Source organism: Escherichia sp. WS3063 (genome assembly GCF_046486595.1).
GTDB lineage: Bacteria > Pseudomonadota > Gammaproteobacteria > Enterobacterales > Enterobacteriaceae > Escherichia > Escherichia coli.
In genome coordinates this window covers 164,482-185,833 of the sequence record NZ_JBJQKY010000008.1, presented here as the reverse complement: position 1 = coordinate 185,833, position 21,352 = coordinate 164,482, and the positions used below count along the sequence as shown (strand labels likewise).

Sequence of the window (21,352 nt, the reverse complement as noted above, 5' to 3'; positions counted from 1 at the left end):
GGCGGACGAGATAATAATGATAGCTAAGTCATGGAGTTACTATGTCTGCCAAACATCCGGTCATTGCGGTAACAGGATCCAGCGGCGCGGGGACCACCACCACCAGCCTCGCGTTTCGTAAAATATTCGCGCAGTTAAATCTGCATGCAGCCGAGGTGGAAGGTGACAGTTTTCACCGTTACACCCGCCCGGAAATGGACATGGCGATCCGCAAAGCGCGCGACGCCGGGCGGCATATCAGCTACTTCGGCCCCGAAGCGAACGACTTCGGCCTGCTGGAACAAACCTTCATTGAATACGGTCAGAGCGGCAAAGGGAAATCTCGCAAATATCTGCATACGTACGACGAAGCCGTACCGTGGAATCAGGTGCCGGGAACATTCACCCCATGGCAACCTTTACCGGAACCCACTGATGTACTGTTTTATGAAGGTTTACACGGCGGCGTCGTCACGCCACAGCATAACGTTGCGCAGCATGTGGATTTACTGGTCGGCGTGGTGCCTATCGTTAACCTTGAGTGGATTCAAAAACTGATCCGCGACACCAGCGAGCGCGGGCACTCACGAGAAGCAGTGATGGACTCAGTAGTGCGCTCAATGGAAGACTATATCAACTACATCACACCGCAGTTTTCCCGCACCCATCTTAACTTCCAGCGCGTTCCCACCGTCGACACCTCAAACCCGTTCGCGGCAAAAGGTATCCCGTCGCTGGATGAAAGCTTTGTGGTGATCCATTTTCGTAATCTGGAAGGGATCGATTTCCCCTGGCTGCTGGCGATGTTGCAAGGCTCATTCATTTCCCACATCAATACGTTAGTGGTGCCTGGCGGCAAAATGGGTCTGGCAATGGAATTAATTATGCTGCCGCTGGTGCAACGATTGATGGAAGGAAAGAAAATCGAGTAACTCTGCTATTACGCCGGATAAAATACTATCCGGCTTCACAACGGGATAGTTAAATCACGCGGCAACCACTTCATACGAGTGAGTAATATTCACCGCTTTTTCCAGCATCAACGCCACTGAACAATATTTCTCAGCAGAGAGATCAACCGCACGCGCAACCGCTGCGTCTTTCAGGTCGCGACCGGTGACGATAAAATGCAGATTAATGTGCGTAAACAGGCGTGGTGCCTCTTCGCGGCGTTCAGAGGTCAATTTTACTTCACAATCGACCACATCCTGACGCCCTTTTTGCAGGATAGAAACCACATCGATGGCACTGCAACCCCCCGCCGCCATCAACACCATTTCCATCGGACTTGGTGCTTTATCGCCTGAGTTGCCGTCCATTAAAATCTGGTGACCAGAGGCGGATTCGCCCAGAAAAGTTAACCCTTCGACCCACTTCACTCGCGCTTGCATTTTTGCTACTCCACTGCGTCAATTTTCCTGACAGAGTACGCGTACTAACCAAATCGCGCAACGGAAGGCGACCTGGGTCATGCTGAAGCGAGACACCAGGAGACACAAAGCGAAAGCTATGCTAAAACAGTCAGGATGCTACAGTAATACATTGATGTACTGCATGTATGCAAAGGACGTCACATTACCGTGCAGTACAGTTGATAGCCCCTTCCCAGGTAGCGGGAAGCATATTTCGGCAATCCAGAGACAGCGGCGTTATCTGGCTCTGGAGAAAGCTTATAACAGAGGATAACCGCGCATGGTGCTTGGCAAACCGCAAACAGACCCGACTCTCGAATGGTTCTTGTCTCATTGCCACATTCATAAGTACCCATCCAAGAGCACGCTTATTCACCAGGGTGAAAAAGCGGAAACGCTGTACTACATCGTTAAAGGCTCTGTGGCAGTGCTGATCAAAGACGAAGAGGGTAAAGAAATGATCCTCTCCTATCTGAATCAGGGTGATTTTATTGGCGAACTGGGCCTGTTTGAAGAAGGCCAGGAACGTAGCGCATGGGTACGTGCGAAAACCGCCTGTGAAGTGGCTGAAATTTCGTACAAAAAATTTCGCCAATTGATTCAGGTAAACCCGGACATTCTGATGCGTTTGTCTGCACAGATGGCGCGTCGTCTGCAAGTCACTTCAGAGAAAGTGGGCAACCTGGCGTTCCTCGACGTGACGGGCCGCATTGCACAGACTCTGCTGAATCTGGCAAAACAACCGGATGCTATGACTCACCCGGACGGTATGCAAATCAAAATTACCCGTCAGGAAATCGGTCAGATTGTCGGCTGTTCTCGTGAAACCGTGGGACGCATTCTGAAGATGCTGGAAGATCAGAACCTGATCTCCGCACACGGTAAAACCATCGTCGTTTACGGCACTCGTTAATCCCGTCGGAGTGGCGCGTTACCTGGTAGCGCGCCATTTTGTTTCCCCCGATGTGGCGCAGGCTGATTTATCACCCCGATATCAACTATGCACTTCGACAAACGCTGGTGCTATGTTTGCCCGTGGCCGTTGGGTTAATGCTTGGCGAATTACGATTCGGCCTGCTCTTCTCCCTCGTTCCTGCCTGTTGCAATATTGCGGGCCTTGATACGCCTCATAAACGTTTTTTCAAACGCTTAATCATTGGTGCGTCGCTGTTTGCCACCTGTAGCTTGCTGACACAGCTACTACTGGCAAAAGATGTTCCCCTGCCCTTTTTGCTGACCGGATTAACGCTGGTACTTGGCGTCACTGCTGAGCTGGGGCCATTGCACGCAAAATTGCTTCCCGCATCGCTGCTCGCCGCCATTTTTACCCTCAGTCTGGCGGGATACATGCCGGTCTGGGAACCGTTGCTCATCTATGCGCTGGGCACTTTGTGGTACGGATTGTTTAACTGGTTTTGGTTCTGGATCTGGCGCGAACAACCGCTACGCGAGTCACTAAGTCTGCTGTACCGTGAACTGGCAGATTACTGTGAAGCCAAATACAGCCTGCTTACCCAGCACACCGACCCTGAAAAAGCGCTGCCACCGCTGCTGGTGCGCCAGCAAAAAGCGGTCGATTTAATTACTCAGTGCTATCAGCAAATGCATATGCTTTCCGCGCAAAATAATACCGATTACAAGCGGATGCTACGTATTTTCCAGGAGGCGCTGGATTTGCAGGAACATATTTCGGTCAGTTTGCATCAGCCGGAAGAAGTGCAAAAGCTGGTCGAGCGTAGCCATGCGGAAGAAGTTATCCGCTGGAATGCGCAAACCGTCGCCGCTCGCCTGCGCGTGTTGGCTGATGACATTCTTTACCATCGCCTGCCGACGCGTTTTACGATGGAGAAGCAAATTGGCGCACTGGAAAAAATCGCCCGCCAGCATCCGGATAATCCGGTTGGGCAATTCTGCTACTGGCATTTCAGCCGCATTGCCCGCGTGCTGCGCACCCAAAAACCGCTCTATGCCCGTGACTTACTGGCCGATAAACAGCGGCGAATGCCGTTACTTCCGGCGCTGAAAAGTTATCTGTCACTAAAGTCTCCGTCGCTACGCAATGCCGGACGACTCAGTGTGATGTTAAGCGTTGCCAGCCTGATGGGCACCGCGCTACATCTGCCGAAGTCGTACTGGATCCTGATGACGGTATTGCTGGTGACACAAAATGGCTATGGCGCAACCCGTCTGAGGATTGTGAATCGCTCCGTGGGAACCGTGGTCGGGTTAATCATTGCGGGCGTGGCGCTGCACTTTAAAATTCCCGAAGGTTACACCCTGACCTTGATGCTGATTACCACCCTCGCCAGCTACCTGATATTGCGCAAAAACTACGGCTGGGCGACGGTCGGTTTTACCATTACCGCAGTGTATACCCTGCAACTGTTGTGGTTGAACGGTGAGCAGTACATCCTTCCGCGTCTTATCGATACCATTATTGGTTGTTTAATTGCTTTCGGCGGTACTGTCTGGCTGTGGCCGCAGTGGCAGAGCGGGTTATTGCGTAAGAACGCCCATGACGCTTTAGAAGCCTATCAGGACGCGATTCGCTTGATTCTGAGCGAGGACCCGCAACCTACGCCACTGGCCTGGCAGCGAATGCGGGTAAATCAGGCGCATAACACTCTGTATAACTCATTGAATCAGGCGATGCAGGAACCGGCGTTTAACAGCCATTATCTGGCAGATATGAAACTGTGGGTAACGCACAGCCAGTTTATTGTTGAGCATATTAATGCCATGACCACGCTGGCGCGGGAACACCGGGCATTGCCACCGGAACTGGCACAAGAGTATTTACAGTCTTGTGAAATCGCCATTCAGCGTTGTCAGCAGCGACTGGAGTATGACGAACCGGGTAGTTCTGGCGATGCCAATATCATGGATGCGCCGGAGATGCAGCCGCACGAAGGCGCGGCAGGTACGCTGGAGCAGCATTTACAGCGGGTTATTGGTCATCTGAACACCATGCACACCATTTCGTCGATGGCATGGCGTCAGCGACCGCATCACGGGATTTGGCTGAGTCGCAAGTTGCGGGATTCGAAGGCGTAATGCAGGCTAAACCATCGGATACAGCGTTCACGCCGCATCCGACATCTTTTGCCTGATGCGTCTTATTTACGCCCCAATCACCTTCGCCACCGCGTGGGCGAAACGATGCATCCCTTCATCAATATCCGCATCTTCCACCACCAGCGACGGCGCAAAACGCATCACATCAGGCCCGGCATTCAGCACCATTACGCCTTCCTCTGCACCCGCATACAGGAAATCACGCGCCTGACCTTTGTACTGTGGTTTCAGCTCTGCGCCAATCAACAGCCCCATACCGCGAATATCGCTAAACACATCGTACTGCTGATCGATCTTCTGCAAATGGTCAACAAAACGCTGGCGTTTCGCCTGAATGCCTTCCAGCACTTCAGGGGTATTGATAATATCAAACGCCGCGCCCGCTACTGCACAGGCCAGAGGATTACCGCCGTAGGTGGAACCGTGAGAACCAGGATGAAACGCGGAAGCAATCTCCGCCGTGGTCAGCATGGCGCTAATCGGGAAACCGCCACCTAACGCTTTCGCAGAGGTCAGAATATCCGGCGTCACGCCGTAGTGCATATAAGCAAACAGATCGCCGGTCCGCCCCATCCCGCACTGCACTTCATCAAACACCAATAATGCCTGATGTTGATCGCACAGCTCGCGCAAGCCCTGCAAAAACTCTGGCGTCGCTGCCGTCACGCCGCCCTCGCCCTGAATCGGCTCAACCACCACCGCACAGGTATGGTCATCCATCACGGCTTTTACTGCGTGAAGATCGTTAAAAGGCACGTGGATGATGTCTGCCGGTTTTGGCCCAAAGCCGTCGGAATATTTTGGCTGCCCACCCACCGAAACGGTAAACAGCGAGCGACCATGAAAAGCGTTATGGAAGGCAATAATTTTGGTTTTGAACGGGCTATGACGCACACAGGCGTAATGGCGTGCCAGTTTAAAGGCGGTTTCGTTAGCTTCCGTGCCGGAGTTCATAAACACCACGCGTTCGGCAAACGTTGCCTCAATCAGTTTACGGCCAAGACGCAGCGCCGGCTCATTGGTGAAAACGTTACTAATATGCCACAGAGTTTCGCCCTGGGTTTTTAACGCGTTCACCAGCGCAGGATGGCAATGGCCCAACGCCGTAACTGCAATGCCACCCGCGAAATCGACATACTCCTTGCCCTGTTGATCCCAGATTCGGCTCCCCTGACCTTTTACCGGAATAAACTCTGCCGGAGCATAAATCGGCAGGATCACTTCATCGAAAGTCGCGCGTGTAATTGCTGTTTGTTCAATTGCCATCTCATGATCACCCTGTTACGCATAAATCAATGTGAAATTATAATCACAAAATATGCATAAAAAATCACTTAATAGCAATCAGAAATCAGCGATGCAGGAAATTAGCCAGCAGTTGATGTCCTTGTTCGCTAAGAATACTTTCTGGATGAAACTGCACACCTTCCAGATCCCACTGGCGATGGCGAATCCCCATAATCTCGCGGGTTTCGCTCCAGGCCGTCACTTCAAAGCACGCAGGTAATGAGTCAGGTTCCACCACCAGCGAATGGTAGCGTGTCACGGTAAGTGGATTTGCCAGCCCCCGAAATACGCCCTCACCGCTATGTGTAATCGGCGAGGTTTTGCCGTGCATGACCTTTGCGGCGCGCACAACTTTGCCACCAAATGCCTGCGCCATTGCCTGATGACCGAGGCAAACGCCAAGAATCGGCAAGCACCCGGCATAGTGGCGAATAACGTCAAGGGAGATCCCGGCTTCATCTGGCGTACAGGGGCCGGGTGAGATGACAATTTTTTGTGGTTTAAGGGCGTCGATATCCGCCAGCGTCAACGCATCGTTGCGCTTAACCAGCACATCCGCCCCCAGTTCACAAAAGTACTGGTAGAGGTTCCAGGTAAAAGAATCGTAGTTATCAATAAGCAGGATCATGGCGGCTCCGGTACGAAAGAACCGCGCTATTTTACTCAGATTCCCCGGCTTCGCTTACCACTTTGCTAAATATCATCTGCAGTGCGGTGAGATCCCCCATTGCCCCACTCTGATTTGCCTGATTCCAGGCCTCTTTTTCGATACCCTGCCAGCTCAGTTGGTAGCCCGCATGAATCGCCAGTTGCTCGAAGAAGATCCGCTGTGCCAGACCACTTCCCACCCGGAAGGGATGCAGCACGTTGATTTCACAATAGTAATGCGCCAGCCGCTCGACGAACTTCGCTTTCTTCAGGCCAACCAGATAACCTTCTTCCTCCAGATCCTGCATCAGGGCATTGCCCTCTTTTTCGATATAAGCAAAGTGGCAGAACGGCGTATCGCCCTGATAAATATCAACTTCACGCAGTTGCCCCGCCCAGTCGAAAATATCCTGATACAGCTGGCGATGGATAGTGCGCAAATGCGGTAAACCGCGCACCAGCGGACCAAGCTCAATGGTCGCAGCACGCAGCGCCGTCATTTCGTAAGCGGCCTGTTCCAGCCGCTGCTGCTGGTGGATGTTCAGCCGGTTACGCATGATATCAAGGCCAGGATAAAGATACGGATCGCGCCCTTCGCCGAATTTATCGCTCATAGTGCCTCCTCAGCGCTTCAAGGCGCGCTAAAGCCTCTGCGGCAGTAAGAGTGACTAAAGGCATCTCGACGCCTTCAAGACGGCGACTGGCCTGGAAATTACGATTACGCTGAAGCTCCCAGAGACGGGACTTTTGCTTATCGGTGAGTTTCTTCACTTGATGCCTCCCTGAACGTGTCCATTTGCCACAAGTATAAGCGGCAAATCCGGGTTACGCCGGGAGAGCAGAAGCGCGGGCAAGATTGCCCGCGCGAGAAATCATTACGGCAGCACTTTAGCGGAAAGGATAACTACCGGTTTTGACGGCACATTCTGGTACGGACCAACGTCATGAGTCGGCACCTGGGAAATCTTATCGGCAACGTCCATGCCTTTCACCACTTTACCAAATACCGCGTAACCGAAATCACGCTGACCGTGGTCAAGGAAGGCGTTATCGGCAACGTTGATAAAGAACTGGCTGGTGGCGCTGTCTTTGTCAGCGGTACGCGCCATCGCGATGGTGCCACGCGTGTTGCGCAGGCCGTTATCTGCTTCATTTTTGATTGGCGGGTTTGGTTTTTTCTGCTGCATCTGCTCGGTGAAACCGCCGCCCTGAATCATAAAGCCAGGAATGACGCGGTGAAAGGTCGTGTTGTTATAAAAACCACTGTTCACATAATCGACAAAGTTTTGCACAGACACTGGCGCTTTTTGTTTATCCAGCTCCAGTTCGATGTTACCAGCTGAGGTTGTCAACAATACGTGCGGGTCCCCTTTCGCTGCCATTGCTGCGGGAGAAAGAGCAGAAAGAGCGAAAACAGCAGCCATCGCCGCCAGGGTCGATTTGAACATGAGATTTCCTTAACAAACAGAGCAGAAAAAAAGCAAGTGAAGAGATTCTAAATAGCCTTCAAGAACAAGGCCATCCCTTTACCTAATTTTACGTATCTGAAATATATGTAACCTGACGATCACTTTTTATTCTGTGATCAAAATCACCTCTTAAAATGCAATTTAGCAACCGATTGCAATAAAACATTTAAACAGATCACAAAATCACCTAAAATCGCCCGCTCGCGGCATATCCCGCTATGCCATTTTATTTTTGAACGCAGGCCAATCATGACTAACAGCAATCGCATCAAGCTCACATGGATTAGCTTTCTCTCCTACGCACTGACCGGTGCGTTGGTTATTGTCACCGGGATGGTGATGGGAAATATCGCCGATTATTTCAATCTGCCTGTTTCCAGTATGAGTAATACCTTCACCTTCCTCAACGCCGGCATTTTAATCTCTATCTTCCTCAACGCCTGGCTGATGGAAATCGTCCCGTTGAAAACGCAGTTACGTTTTGGCTTTCTCCTGATGGTGCTGGCGGTTGCCGGTTTGATGTTCAGCCACAGCCTGGCACTGTTCTCGGCGGCGATGTTCATTCTCGGGGTGGTCAGCGGCATCACCATGTCGATTGGTACATTCCTGGTAACACAAATGTATGAAGGACGTCAGCGCGGTTCACGCCTGTTATTTACCGACTCCTTCTTCAGTATGGCCGGGATGATTTTCCCAATGATCGCCGCGTTTCTACTGGCGCGCAGCATTGAGTGGTACTGGGTTTATGCCTGCATCGGGCTGGTGTACGTCGCTATCTTTATTCTGACCTTCGGCTGTGAGTTCCCGGCGCTGGGTAAACATGCGCCAAAAACGGACGCTCCGGTAGCGAAAGAAAAATGGGGGATCGGCGTGCTGTTTCTCTCCATTGCGGCACTGTGCTACATCCTCGGTCAGTTAGGTTTTATCTCCTGGGTGCCTGAGTATGCCAAAGGCCTGGGCATGAGCCTGAACGACGCGGGCACGCTGGTGAGTAACTTCTGGATGTCATACATGGTCGGCATGTGGGCGTTCAGCTTTATTCTTCGCTTCTTTGATTTGCAACGCATTCTGACCGTACTGGCTGGTCTGGCTGCGATTCTGATGTACGTCTTTAACACCGGAACACCGGCACATATGGCGTGGTCAATTCTCGCCCTGGGCTTCTTCTCCAGCGCGATCTATACCACCATCATCACTTTGGGTTCACAGCAGACCAAAGTACCGTCGCCAAAACTGGTTAACTTTGTCCTGACCTGCGGGACCATCGGTACTATGTTGACCTTTGTGGTTACCGGCCCGATTGTTGAACATAGTGGTCCGCAGGCGGCGCTGCTGACGGCAAACGGTCTGTACGCTGTCGTCTTTGTGATGTGCTTCCTGTTAGGTTTCGTCAGCCGTCACCGTCAGCATAACACCCTGACCTCTCATTAATTGCTCATGCCGGACGGCACTATCGTCGTCCGGCCTTTTCCTCTCTTCCCCCGCTACGTGCATCTATTTCTATAAACCCGTTCATTTTGTCCATTTTTTGCACAAACATGAAATGTCAGACAATTCCGCAACTTAAGAAAATTTATACAAATCAGCAATATACCCCTTAAGGAGTATATAAAGGTGAATTTGATTTACATCAATAAGCGGGGTTGCTGAATCGTTAAGGTAGGCGGTAATAGAAAAGAAATCGAGGCAAAAATGAGCAAAGTCAGACTCGCAATTATCGGTAACGGTATGGTCGGCCATCGCTTTATCGAAGATCTTCTTGATAAATCTGATGCGGCCAACTTTGATATTACCGTTTTCTGTGAAGAACCGCGCATCGCTTATGACCGCGTACACCTCTCGTCTTACTTCTCTCACCACACCGCCGAAGAGCTGTCGCTGGTGCGCGAAGGCTTCTACGAGAAACACGGCATCAAAGTTCTGGTCGGCGAACGCGCTATCACCATCAACCGTCAGGAGAAGGTGATTCACTCCAGCGCCGGGCGCACCGTTTTTTATGACAAGCTGATCATGGCGACCGGTTCCTACCCGTGGATCCCGCCAATCAAAGGTTCTGATACTCAGGACTGCTTTGTCTATCGCACTATTGAAGACCTCAACGCCATTGAATCCTGCGCCCGTCGCAGCAAACGCGGTGCCGTTGTTGGTGGCGGCCTGTTAGGTCTGGAAGCCGCTGGCGCGCTGAAAAACTTAGGTATTGAAACCCACGTTATCGAATTTGCCCCTATGCTGATGGCGGAACAGCTTGATCAGATGGGTGGCGAGCAGCTGCGTCGCAAAATCGAAAGTATGGGCGTGCGCGTTCACACCAGCAAAAACACCCTTGAGATTGTGCAGGAAGGTGTCGAAGCGCGTAAAACCATGCGTTTTGCCGACGGCAGCGAGCTGGAAGTTGACTTTATCGTCTTCTCTACCGGTATCCGTCCGCGCGATAAGCTGGCAACCCAGTGTGGTCTGGACGTTGCTCCGCGTGGGGGGATTGTCATCAATGATTCCTGCCAGACTTCCGATCCGGATATCTACGCCATCGGTGAATGCGCAAGCTGGAACAACCGTGTATTTGGTCTGGTAGCACCTGGCTACAAAATGGCGCAGGTCGCCGTTGACCATATTCTTGGTAGCGAAAACGCCTTTGAAGGTGCTGACCTTAGCGCCAAGTTGAAACTGCTGGGCGTAGACGTAGGTGGTATTGGTGATGCGCACGGTCGCACGCCTGGCGCACGTAGCTACGTTTACCTCGACGAAAGCAAAGAGATCTACAAACGCCTGATTGTCAGCGAAGACAACAAAACCCTGCTCGGTGCGGTACTGGTGGGCGATACCAGCGACTACGGCAACCTGCTGCAACTGGTGCTGAATGCTATCGAGCTGCCGGAAAACCCGGATTCTCTGATTCTGCCGGCGCACTCTGGTAGCGGTAAGCCGTCTATCGGTGTTGATAAACTGCCGGACAGCGCGCAAATCTGCTCCTGCTTCGACGTCACCAAAGGCGACCTGATTGCTGCTATCAACAAAGGCTGCCACACCGTTGCGGCGCTGAAAGCTGAAACCAAAGCGGGTACTGGCTGCGGTGGCTGTATCCCGCTGGTCACTCAGGTACTGAACGCGGAACTGGCGAAACAGGGCATCGAAGTTAACAACAACCTGTGTGAACACTTTGCTTATTCGCGTCAGGAACTGTTCCATTTGATCCGCGTTGAAGGCATTAAAACCTTCGAAGAACTGCTGGCGAAACACGGCAAAGGTTACGGTTGTGAAGTTTGTAAACCGACCGTCGGTTCGCTGCTGGCCTCCTGCTGGAACGAATACATTCTGAAGCCGGAACATACTCCGCTGCAGGATTCTAACGACAACTTCCTCGCTAACATCCAGAAAGACGGCACCTACTCGGTGATCCCGCGTTCTCCGGGCGGTGAAATCACCCCGGAAGGGCTGATGGCAGTAGGTCGTATCGCGCGTGAATTTAATCTCTACACCAAAATCACCGGCTCCCAGCGCCTGGCGATGTTTGGCGCACAGAAAGACGATCTGCCGGAGATCTGGCGTCAGCTGATTGAAGCCGGCTTCGAAACCGGTCATGCCTATGCGAAAGCACTGCGTATGGCGAAAACCTGCGTGGGTAGCACCTGGTGCCGCTACGGCGTGGGCGACAGCGTCGGCCTCGGCGTGGAACTGGAAAACCGCTACAAAGGCATCCGGACTCCGCACAAAATGAAGTTCGGTGTCTCCGGCTGTACCCGTGAATGTTCAGAAGCTCAGGGTAAAGACGTGGGTATTATCGCCACTGAAAAAGGCTGGAACCTGTATGTTTGCGGTAACGGCGGCATGAAACCGCGTCATGCGGATCTGCTGGCAGCGGATATCGATCGCGAAACGCTGATCAAATATCTCGACCGCTTCATGATGTTCTACATCCGTACTGCCGACAAACTGACGCGTACCGCGCCGTGGTTAGAAAACCTCGAAGGTGGCATCGATTACCTGAAAGCGGTGATTATTGACGACAAACTGGGGCTGAACGCACATCTGGAAGAAGAGATGGCGCGCCTGCGTGAAGCGGTAGTGTGTGAGTGGACTGAAACGGTCAATACACCGTCCGCGCAGACTCGCTTCAAACACTTCATCAACAGCGACAAGCGTGACCCGAACGTGCAGATGGTGCCAGAGCGCGAACAGCACCGTCCGGCAACGCCGTATGAACGTATCCCGGTAACTCTGGTGGAGGACAACGCATGAGCCAGTGGAAAGACATCTGCAAAATCGATGACATCCTGCCTGAAACCGGCGTCTGCGCGCTGTTAGGTGACGAGCAGGTAGCAATTTTCCGCCCGTATCACAGCGACCAGGTGTTTGCGATCAGCAACATCGACCCGTTCTTCGAGTCCAGCGTGCTGTCACGCGGGCTGATTGCGGAACACCAGGGCGAGCTGTGGGTCGCCAGCCCGCTGAAAAAACAGCGTTTTCGCTTAAGCGACGGCTTGTGCATGGAAGACGAACAGTTTTCCGTCAAGCATTACGACGCGCGAGTGAAAGACGGCGTGGTGCAGCTACGCGGTTAATGTTTTAACGGGAGGCACAATGCCTCCCCTTTTTGCATGGTCCTGTAATAACCTTGGTATATTGCAGGACATTTTTTAAACTTTTTGTTTTATTTTTTGTTTTTATTTTTTAAAGGATAATCAAATGTTTACAGACACTATTAATAAGTGTGCGGCTAACGCTGCGCGCATTGCACGCCTGTCGGCAAATAACCCGCTCGGCTTCTGGGTCAGCTCCGCAATGGCGGGGGCGTATGTGGGTCTTGGGATCATCCTGATTTTCACGCTCGGTAATTTGCTCGACCCGTCCGTACGTCCTCTGGTGATGGGCGCGACCTTTGGTATCGCCTTAACGCTGGTCATTATTGCTGGTTCTGAACTGTTCACCGGACACACCATGTTCCTCACCTTTGGAGTGAAAGCGGGCACTATCAGCCACGGGCAAATGTGGGCAATCCTGCCGCAAACCTGGCTGGGTAACCTGGTTGGTTCCGTCTTTGTTGCCATGCTCTATAGCTGGGGCGGCGGTAGCCTGCTGCCGGTAGATACCAGCATCGTTCACTCCGTCGCGCTGGCTAAAACCACTGCACCGGCAATGGTACTGTTCTTCAAAGGTGCATTGTGTAACTGGCTGGTTTGCCTGGCTATCTGGATGGCGCTGCGCACTGAAGGGGCGGCGAAATTTATCGCTATCTGGTGGTGTCTGCTGGCATTTATCGCGTCCGGCTACGAGCACTCCATCGCGAACATGACGCTGTTCGCCCTCTCCTGGTTTGGCAACCACAGCGAAGCCTACACGCTGGCGGGTATTGGTCATAACCTGCTGTGGGTGACGCTGGGTAATACTTTATCAGGTGCCGTATTCATGGGATTGGGTTATTGGTATGCTACGCCGAAAGCGAATCGTCCGGTTGCGGACAAATTTAATCAAACTGAAACAGCTGCCGGTTAATTACTAAGGGGTTTTTACGTGGATCATTTGCCTATATTTTGCCAATTACGCGATCGCGACTGTCTGATTGTCGGCGGTGGTGATGTCGCGGAACGCAAAGCAAGGTTGCTGTTAGACGCAGGCGCTCGCTTAACGGTGAATGCATTAGCGTTTATTCCACAGTTCACCGCATGGGCAGATGCAGGCATGTTAACCCTCGTCGAAGGGCCATTTGATGAAAGCCTTCTCGACACCTGCTGGCTGGCGATTGCAGCGACAGATGATGACGCGCTTAACCAGCGCGTCAGTGAAGCCGCTGAAGCTCGTCGCATCTTCTGTAACGTGGTCGATGCGCCGAAAGCCGCCAGCTTTATTATGCCGTCAATTATTGACCGCTCACCGCTCATGGTCGCGGTCTCCTCTGGCGGCACCTCTCCGGTTCTGGCACGCCTGTTGCGTGAAAAACTTGAATCACTGCTGCCGTTGCATCTGGGCCAGGTAGCGAAATACGCCGGGCAATTACGCGGTCGAGTGAAACAACAGTTCGCCACAATGGGTGAACGTCGCCGTTTCTGGGAAAAACTGTTCGTTAATGACCGTCTGGCGCAGTCGCTGGCAAACAACGATCAGAAAGCCATTACTGAAACGACCGAACAATTAATCAACGAACCGCTCGACCATCGCGGTGAAGTGGTGCTGGTTGGCGCAGGTCCGGGCGATGCCGGGCTGCTGACACTGAAAGGACTGCAACAAATTCAGCAGGCAGATGTGGTGGTCTACGACCGTCTGGTTTCTGACGATATTATGAATCTGGTACGCCGCGATGCTGATCGCGTTTTCGTCGGCAAACGCGCGGGATACCACTGCGTACCGCAGGAAGAGATTAACCAGATCCTGCTGCGGGAAGCGCAAAAAGGCAAACGCGTGGTGCGACTGAAAGGCGGCGATCCGTTTATTTTTGGCCGTGGTGGCGAAGAGCTGGAAACACTGTGCAATGCAGGCATTCCGTTCTCGGTGGTTCCGGGTATTACCGCAGCTTCTGGTTGCTCTGCCTATTCGGGTATTCCGCTCACGCATCGCGATTATGCCCAGAGCGTACGCTTAATTACCGGACACTTAAAAACCGGTGGCGAACTGGACTGGGAAAACCTGGCGGCAGAAAAACAGACGCTGGTGTTCTATATGGGGTTGAATCAGGCCGCGACTATTCAGCAAAAGCTGATTGAACACGGTATGCCTGGCGAAATGCCGGTGGCAATTGTCGAAAACGGAACGGCAGTCACGCAGCGCGTGATTGACGGTACGCTCACGCAGCTGGGCGAACTGGCGCAGCAAATGAACAGTCCATCGCTAATTATTATTGGTCGGGTTGTTGGCCTGCGCGATAAATTGAACTGGTTCTCTAACCATTAATTTAACCAGGGCCAGAGAATTCTGGCCTTTTTCGTTTACAACTCTCTTTATATATTCAGCAGATAAAAATACCCCCCTTAATAAATATTATCTGCTAATGGGTTATATTCACCGTTACAGCGACTTACAAAATTAAGTCATTCGTTCACTGACGCCAATTAAATATTCCTGTATCATTCTTAATGAGCAGTCTGCTTATATTCATATAATCAATGAATATTAATCAATATATAATACATAGGGAATGTAAATGAACAAATTTATTAAAGTTGCACTGGTAGGTGCGGTACTGGCTACGTTAACTGCATGTACTGGTCATATTGAAAACCGTGATAAGAACTGCTCTTACGACTACCTGCTGCACCCAGCTATTTCTATTTCTAAAATCATTGGCGGTTGCGGTCCTACTGCACAGTAAGTCTCTGACAGAAATTGGCTGATGCTGATTTAATTGCCTGACGCCCTCGAGATTTTCCGAGGGCGTATTTTTTCTCCATACTCTTCGAAAAACATCGTTCCCAGAATTAAACGTCGGCAATACTCTCGCGCAAAATCCGCAATACCGTCTCTTCACCGCTGCGATTTGGGTTAATGCGAATCGCGCAATGTTCTAACTGCGGATTCGCCTGGCGAAACGTTCCGGAAAGTCGATAAAAAAGTGGCGGAATTTCATATTTCGACTCTGCACCAACCGGGTAAGGCAAGGCACCGCGCTTTTGCGCCTCTTCCAGTACTCTGGCGGCAATCGGCTGATGAAACTCCACAATCAACACCTTCGACTGCGCATTGGCAATCACCGCGCTTTTCACTTCCGCCACTGCGCCACCGTTAAGTAAAGCCAGCAACCGTTCAGATACCCCCGCCTGCACCGCGTGCATCACTGGCGCAAACACCAGCCCACGCAAGACTTCCAACGCCTGAGCGCCCTGAATCTGGCTGCCGCCGGAGTAGAGCGTGGCGCGAATACGGTTAATAACATCAGCATCGCCTACCACCGCGCCAACACCCTCTGGCCCAAATAGCTTGAAGCAGGAAAATGTCGAGACATTCGCCCCGCATTCACAGCCAATGCGCGCCACCTTCATCACCGCATAGTTGTCATCGGTTAAGGCTGGAACACCTGCTGCGCGCAGCGTTGCCAGCACATCTGCCAGAATGTAGCCGTCCTGCGGCTGCTGGCGCGTATGCTGCACCAGCGCGGCATCTGGTTGTTGCTCGTCGACGACCTGCTTCAGTGCCGACAGGTCATTGAAATTAGCAGTAATAAGCGTCAGCCCCATCTGCTCAATAATGACCTGAGTCGTCGGGTAAACAGGCGCGTCATGCACCAGAAGACGCTGCCCCGGTTTGAGCAAAGCCGCCAACGCCGCACGGATCGCGCCAGTACCCGCGCCCTGTACCAGCGCTGCAGCCTGTGCGTGAAATGCATCAGCCAGCACCTGTTCCACTCGCTGGGTAATGCGCGGTTGATTCAGCCCCGGCGTTAAGCCTAAATCACCGCCAGCAAGAAACTCGCTGCCGGGAAAATGGCGACAAATGCTATCCACCAGCGCAAACTGCTTTTGCTGCGCCTCAATAAGCGTCAGGCTTTGCAGAGGAAACGTCTTCATAGGTGCCTTCCTTAAGCCGGAACGAACAGGCCAAGCCAGTAAAGAACATTCAGCAGAATACCGGTGATCATTACTGCCACGACCGGTGCCGCCATTTTCTGTACCGGACGGCCCAGGGATTCGTTGAGGAAGTAAATGGCAACCGCGATAGAGAATCCGGTATAGCCCGCCATTTTGATTGCTGCAAAGATCGAACCGACCAGCAACGCCACTTCCATCAGCATATTCATGGCGTTACGGATGTTATCCGACGCATTACGCACCGACGGGTAGCGCCCCAGCCATTTGCCGATCGAACGAAGCAGCAGGACTTCCGCCGAAATAACCACTGCGCCTAATACCGCTGCAACCATCGGATTCGGCGAGAGATAGCCCACCGCATAAACAAAGGTAAAGCCCGCAACTGCATATACGCCGGTGGCTAACGCGGTGGTGGCAATCAACGGCACAAAACCCAGTCCGCGCATAAATTCCGCCAGAGCTGCCTGGTTGATCAGCGTTTGCGATTGTTCCGGCGTTACGCCTGCGGAGTACGCTTTCTCCAGAGTGAAGATCGACACTTCACTACCGGCGAAAATCTTCATGCTGGCAACGGCGGCAATCAATGCTCCCACGATGGCGATATACGGTAAGTTTTTGATAATCCGTGACGTGCGTTCTTCAAACACCGAAAGCCCGCTGGCATCAATGTCATTTTCATCACGATGACGCAGGTCGTGAGTTATCGCGATCCCCAGCAGCATCACCATACCAATAAAGATTTCGATGGATTCAGGGTTAAGATGTGGGAAATAGCGCACGACGACCACACGGGTCATCAGTACCACCACGGCGGCGATCAGACTTTGCTTCCAGCCAAACTGGTAGAAAATCGCCACCAACGGGAACAGTGCAAAAGCTGAAACCACCGGCGAGCTTAATTCCCCCAGGCTACCTAATACATCCACCGGAAGCGCGGTCAGCAGCTGGTTTACTGGCAACAGACAGGTGAGGATCAATATTCCCCAGATAGCACCAAGACCAAACGCCATCAGGCTGTTTATCGCCAGTACGCCGAGGATATCGGTAGGAAGAAAGAGTAACCATGCGTTGAGTAGGCCGGTTTTCAGGGTAAAGGAGATCCCCACCGAGGCCACAAAACCAATGCTCAGACCAAAAGCGATACTCCCCGCCTCGCGACGGTTCATATAGCCTTCAATCAGTTGCGGCAGGATCGGGCGGATACCGTCATGAAAAACGGCTGCCGAGCGATGCGCCAGAAGCGATGTCATACCCGTCAGGCACGCCACCACGATAATCTGAATATACAGATCCATAGTCGTGCCTTTTATTTCAGATGGTTAATCAGCATCGGAATCGCGTGTTCGACGTGCTCAACGGAAAGGCCAAACGCCACTTTTCCTTCAGCGATCATTTTGGCGATATGCTCGTCTTTCGCTTTAATGCCTGGTTTGGCAATGGTGCAACTTTTGTTATAGCCAATCACCGCGATGGCAATCGACAATGCCGCGCCCGCACCGGTATTACACGCGCCGATGTAGTAATCCAGTTGCCCGGATTTCACTTTCATCGCCGCTTCCATGTCGTTATGAATGAAAACTTCAAAACAGCCAGGAGCCGTCGCTTCAATGGTTTTTTTAATCTGCTCACGCTGTAAGCCTGCAACACCAATCTTTTTCATGAGTCTGTCCTTATTGGAAAAATTGAGAGGGATTTTCACGTAACATCACATCCACATCGGCCTGACTGAATCCTGACTGGCGCAATTGCGGAATAAAGGTGGTCAATAAAAAGTCATAGCCATAACCACCGTTGGCTTTTAAATGAGAGCGCCGCGTAATATCCATCGACAGCATGACGCGGTTCAGCAACCCACGGTCACGTAGCGCATGGAGCATCGCAATCCGCTTTTCGTCCGGGTAGTAACTGTTCTTGCCGATGGTGTCGAACTGCACATACGCGCCGAGATCGATCATCTTCAAAATGTTGTCGAGATTGTCTTTCAGATCGCAGTGGCCGACGGTGACGCGCGAAAGATCAACTCCGTGGGCTTGCAACAGAGCCAGTTGCTCCAGCCCCATGGTGCTAAAAGAGGTATGCGTGGAGATCGGACGTCCGGTCTGGTTATGTGCCAGCGCGGCGGCAATAAACACCTTCTCTTCCAGCGGCGTAATCTTCCCTTCGCTGGAGCCGATCTCCGCGATGATCCCGGCTTTCAGCTCCGTGCCATCGATACCCTGCTCAATTTCATCGACCATCTCCTGCGCCAGTTCCTGCACGCTGCGGGTCGCCACATGTTCCGGGAAAAACGCGTCCTGGTAATAACCGGTACAGGCCACCACGTTGATCCCCGTCTCGTGCATTACATCGAGCATAAATTGTGCATTGCGCCCCATGTAACGGTTGGTCATCTCAATCACATTACGCACACCCAGTGCCATCAGGTCGTTCATCTCCTGGCAAATGAACGCATACTGATCAAGGCGGCAGTCCACGTTGTTTTTAAAGCCGGAGAGATCAATATGCAGATGCTCATGGGCCAGGGTGTAGCCCGTTGAATCAAAACTCATAGGGTGTCTCCTGCAAACCGGAGGGAGGAAAGAAAAGAGCGACCATTTTGTGGCGGTGGCGCACGGAAAAATTCACACACGGTAGCGCCCACATCGGAGAGCGTGGTGCGAACACCAAGCTGCGTGGCAGCCAGGCCTTGCTGATAAACCAGCACCGGCACGACTTCGCGGGTATGGTGGCTGTGACCGATTGTCGGATCGTTACCGTGATCCGCCATCACGACCAGGCAATCATCTGGCTGCATCGTCTCAACCAGGAGAGCAAGATTACGGTCAACGACCTGCAAACGTTCGGCATAACGTGCGACGTCTTCTGCGTGACCAGCGAGGTCGGTTTCCTGAATGTTGGTGCAAATAAACGCTGTCTGATGGGTGATAAATTCGTCGAGGGTGATATCCATAATCCGCTGGCTATCCACCAGGTTTTGCCAGCTCACGCCATAAGGATTGTTGACGATATCTGCCACCTTACCCACCAGCACGGTTGGCACGCCTGCTTCATACAGTTTTTGTGGCACCTGCACTTTTTCATCGACGCCATAGCCCATATGCACGACCTGGAAACCGTTGTCATAAGCGCCAGAACGCGGCGCGTTGATGCCAATAAAGCGCCCTTCTTTGCTTTCTGCGGCATCGAGAATGCGTTGACTGTCGGTTAACAGGCCGCCAAATGTAATGACCCGCCCGACCGGTACCTGCTCACGCACGATACGACCAATTTTGATTGCGTCGTCAAAAGAGACCACAGAGAGATTGGCGGTGATGTTATAGACCTGGCCTAAATCCGCCTCGAGATTATCGCCAATCGCAACCGCCTGATTGACCCACAGAAATTGCAACTCTTCGCCACGGCGCTCCACCTGCCAAGCGGCGGAAACTAATGCCTGCTCAACACGGTCAATCACATCGCGAAAAGGCATCCGCAGCGGCGGTAACGGGCGCGTGCCTAAAATTTCCTGATGCCCCATAAAGGTATCGCCACCTTCATGTTGCAGCTCTGCCACACCCCAGGTTGCGGAGTCTGACGGCTGCATATCACCTGGCGCATAACCCAATGCGTTGATTAGCCCCAACTTCTCCAGCGTTGGTAGCTGCAAATGCGGCAGCTGGCTCAGGATGTGACCACAAGTATTCGCCCCGGCATCCTGTGGACGCACCAGCGTGACATCTTTCATTGCGCCTACGCCAAAGCTATCAATCACTAACACCACAAATCGCGCCATTACGCCCCCAGAGAGTTTCCAAGACTGTCATAACGACCGACGATTTCCGGTTCGCCACGGTGAATACCGGACAGCAACACCACATCGCTACGGGTGACAAAAATCTGCGTGCGAAAACAGAGCACTACTGCACTGCTTACCGGAAACTCGCCTGCCAGCGGCAGGGTGTAGTCGATACTGCTGTCATCCACAGTTTTGAGATTGGTTTCAGTAATCTTTTGATTTTCTGGCGTAAACACCAGCGCATGTTGCGCGTGACCACGACGGTAGTAACCGCCGCCGTAGCAGTAGCTGTCGCCACGGAAATGATGGGAGATTTCACTTAACCAGAGCATCGCGATACGTTCAGGCTGATCGCCCTGCTGGTTTGCCGGAATAGTGCCCGTCAGCGCATGACCGGGTTCGGCATGAGTCACACCGTATTCCGCCAGCAATGGCAGCGAAGTGCAGCTGGTCGCTGAAGGCGCGTTCAGTTGCTCAATCGCAATACCAGATTTCGCCAGTTGATCCCGTGCTTGTACCAGCGTGTGAAGATTCGGTGTCGGCAAAACTTTCCCGACAGCTTCATCCCAAAGCAGGCAAGGGAAATGGGTAAGTCCCGCCAAATGTAACCCCGGCAGATTCTGGATTTCGGCGACAATCTCCGGCAACACCTGGAGGGCAAAACCGCTCTCCTGGCCCGGATAAAGAAAATCATCGTCGCTATAAACTTTGAGTAGCACAGACTGCACACGTCCGGTCTTCAACGCTGCCGCAGAAACTTCCCGCGCTTTGTCGAGAGTAAACACGGTGATGACATCAGTTCCCTGTTCAACGGCGTCAGAAACCAGATGACAAGGGATTTGTACCAGATGCCCCTGATGCGCCACCGGCAAACCAGCGCGGCGCATGACTCGCGCCTCTTTGTAATCCACCGCCACAATGCCGCTGTAGCCTAATGCCAGCAATTTTTCCGCCAGCCACGGATTACGACCAAACTGCTTGGTCATCAGATACAGTTCAATGCCGTAAAGCCGCGCCGTCTCAATCAGCCGCTTACCGTTTTCCAGTATCTGATCCACGTCGATCACCCAGCTGTCCGGGGCGATCTTGCCCTTTTGCCACAAACTTAGTGCGGCGGAAATTAGCGCCGGGTTCTGGCGTTTCAATGCTTCTACAAACATCTTGTTGCCTCGTTTCTGTTCCTTGAATTAAATA

21 protein-coding genes are annotated in these 21,352 nt (G+C 52.4%); 9 read left to right on the top strand and 12 right to left on the bottom strand.

The genetic code is table 11. The annotated features are described in order from the left end of the window. Positions 1–41 precede the first annotated feature (41 nt). Positions 42–911: a phosphoribulokinase gene (locus ACJHYW_RS10955; RefSeq protein WP_001274680.1), complete on the top strand. Its 870-nt coding sequence runs from the start codon at positions 42–44 to the stop codon at positions 909–911. Positions 912–965: 54 nt separating this feature from the next. Here the strand turns inward: ACJHYW_RS10955 and ACJHYW_RS10950 are convergent, their stop codons facing one another. Beyond that, entirely contained in the window at positions 966–1,370 is a 405-nt protein-coding gene (locus tag ACJHYW_RS10950; RefSeq protein WP_001148908.1) for an OsmC family protein, read from the bottom strand. A 301-nt stretch (positions 1,371–1,671) separates the two neighbouring features. Here ACJHYW_RS10950 and crp point away from each other — a divergent pair, with 301 nt between their 5' ends. Next, positions 1,672–2,304: a cAMP-activated global transcriptional regulator CRP gene (crp, locus tag ACJHYW_RS10945; RefSeq protein WP_000242755.1), complete on the top strand. Its 633-nt coding sequence runs from the start codon at positions 1,672–1,674 to the stop codon at positions 2,302–2,304. Between the two features lie 50 nt (positions 2,305–2,354). Beyond that, positions 2,355–4,445, top strand: coding sequence for a YccS/YhfK family putative transporter (locus ACJHYW_RS10940; protein ID WP_001361650.1), 2,091 nt, complete (start codon positions 2,355–2,357; stop codon positions 4,443–4,445). Between the two features lie 66 nt (positions 4,446–4,511). On the opposite strand, the gene argD is transcribed toward ACJHYW_RS10940, so the two are convergent. The 5 genes from argD to ppiA all read right to left on the bottom strand — a co-directional run bounded on the left by argD (position 4,512) and on the right by ppiA (position 7,849). Beyond that, positions 4,512–5,732 carry a bifunctional acetylornithine/succinyldiaminopimelate transaminase gene (gene argD, locus ACJHYW_RS10935; RefSeq protein WP_000963788.1) on the bottom strand — a complete coding sequence of 407 codons (1,221 nt, stop codon included), beginning with the start codon at positions 5,730–5,732 and terminating at the stop codon, positions 4,512–4,514. Between the two features lie 85 nt (positions 5,733–5,817). Further along, positions 5,818–6,381: an aminodeoxychorismate synthase component 2 gene (gene pabA / locus ACJHYW_RS10930; protein ID WP_000601837.1), complete on the bottom strand. Its 564-nt coding sequence runs from the start codon at positions 6,379–6,381 to the stop codon at positions 5,818–5,820. Between the two features lie 31 nt (positions 6,382–6,412). Then, positions 6,413–7,015 (bottom strand): putative adenosine monophosphate-protein transferase Fic, encoded by a 603-nt coding sequence (locus ACJHYW_RS10925; RefSeq protein ID WP_001280629.1) that lies wholly within the window; start codon positions 7,013–7,015, stop codon positions 6,413–6,415. Beyond that, positions 7,005–7,172, bottom strand: a complete 168-nt coding sequence (locus ACJHYW_RS10920) for a YhfG family protein (RefSeq protein WP_000736858.1) — start codon at positions 7,170–7,172, stop codon at positions 7,005–7,007. Before ACJHYW_RS10920 ends, ACJHYW_RS10925 begins: the two co-directional genes overlap by 11 nt. A gap of 104 nt (positions 7,173–7,276) precedes the next feature. Further along, positions 7,277–7,849 (bottom strand): peptidylprolyl isomerase A, encoded by a 573-nt coding sequence (ppiA, locus tag ACJHYW_RS10915; RefSeq protein WP_000477225.1) that lies wholly within the window; start codon positions 7,847–7,849, stop codon positions 7,277–7,279. A gap of 270 nt (positions 7,850–8,119) precedes the next feature. On the opposite strand from ppiA, the gene tsgA reads away from it, so the two are divergent. From tsgA to ACJHYW_RS10885, 6 genes are all read left to right on the top strand, one after another. Beyond that, complete coding sequence (gene tsgA, locus ACJHYW_RS10910) at positions 8,120–9,301, top strand: MFS transporter TsgA (protein WP_000185242.1); 1,182 nt, start codon at positions 8,120–8,122, stop codon at positions 9,299–9,301. A 261-nt stretch (positions 9,302–9,562) separates the two neighbouring features. Beyond that, positions 9,563–12,106, top strand: coding sequence for an NADPH-nitrite reductase large subunit (gene nirB / locus ACJHYW_RS10905; protein WP_000049213.1), 2,544 nt, complete (start codon positions 9,563–9,565; stop codon positions 12,104–12,106). Next, entirely contained in the window at positions 12,103–12,429 is a 327-nt protein-coding gene (gene nirD, locus ACJHYW_RS10900; RefSeq protein ID WP_000084762.1) for a nitrite reductase small subunit NirD, read from the top strand. Before nirB ends, nirD begins: the two co-directional genes overlap by 4 nt. A gap of 124 nt (positions 12,430–12,553) precedes the next feature. Beyond that, positions 12,554–13,360, top strand: coding sequence for a nitrite transporter NirC (gene nirC, locus ACJHYW_RS10895; RefSeq protein WP_000493563.1), 807 nt, complete (start codon positions 12,554–12,556; stop codon positions 13,358–13,360). Positions 13,361–13,378: 18 nt separating this feature from the next. After that, positions 13,379–14,752, top strand: a complete 1,374-nt coding sequence (gene cysG / locus ACJHYW_RS10890) for a siroheme synthase CysG (protein ID WP_000349855.1) — start codon at positions 13,379–13,381, stop codon at positions 14,750–14,752. 250 nt (positions 14,753–15,002) lie between these two features. Beyond that, on the top strand, positions 15,003–15,170 hold the full coding sequence (locus tag ACJHYW_RS10885; protein ID WP_001031834.1) for a YhfL family protein: 168 nt from the start codon (positions 15,003–15,005) through the stop codon (positions 15,168–15,170). Positions 15,171–15,276: 106 nt separating this feature from the next. Here the strand turns inward: ACJHYW_RS10885 and ACJHYW_RS10880 are convergent, their stop codons facing one another. The 6 genes from ACJHYW_RS10880 to ACJHYW_RS10855 are packed head-to-tail and all read right to left on the bottom strand — an operon-like array spanning position 15,277 to position 21,318. Continuing rightward, entirely contained in the window at positions 15,277–16,362 is a 1,086-nt protein-coding gene (locus ACJHYW_RS10880; protein ID WP_000847167.1) for an aminotransferase class I/II-fold pyridoxal phosphate-dependent enzyme, read from the bottom strand. Between the two features lie 11 nt (positions 16,363–16,373). Next, positions 16,374–17,678, bottom strand: coding sequence for a YhfT family protein (locus ACJHYW_RS10875; protein WP_000366844.1), 1,305 nt, complete (start codon positions 17,676–17,678; stop codon positions 16,374–16,376). Positions 17,679–17,689: 11 nt separating this feature from the next. After that, positions 17,690–18,043 (bottom strand): DUF2620 domain-containing protein, encoded by a 354-nt coding sequence (locus ACJHYW_RS10870; RefSeq protein ID WP_000719728.1) that lies wholly within the window; start codon positions 18,041–18,043, stop codon positions 17,690–17,692. Positions 18,044–18,053: 10 nt separating this feature from the next. After that, a complete protein-coding gene (locus ACJHYW_RS10865) occupies positions 18,054–18,932 on the bottom strand; it encodes a phosphotriesterase-related protein (protein ID WP_000007152.1) in 879 nt (292 codons plus the stop codon). Then, positions 18,929–20,155, bottom strand: coding sequence for a phosphopentomutase (locus ACJHYW_RS10860; RefSeq protein ID WP_000090603.1), 1,227 nt, complete (start codon positions 20,153–20,155; stop codon positions 18,929–18,931). Before ACJHYW_RS10860 ends, ACJHYW_RS10865 begins: the two co-directional genes overlap by 4 nt. Continuing rightward, the gene (locus ACJHYW_RS10855; protein WP_000497318.1) at positions 20,155–21,318 is read right to left on the bottom strand and encodes a YhfX family PLP-dependent enzyme; all 1,164 of its coding nucleotides are present in this window, start codon (positions 21,316–21,318) and stop codon (positions 20,155–20,157) included. The genes ACJHYW_RS10860 and ACJHYW_RS10855 overlap by 1 nt, the downstream gene beginning before the upstream one ends. Between the last annotated feature and the right edge of the window lie 34 nt (positions 21,319–21,352).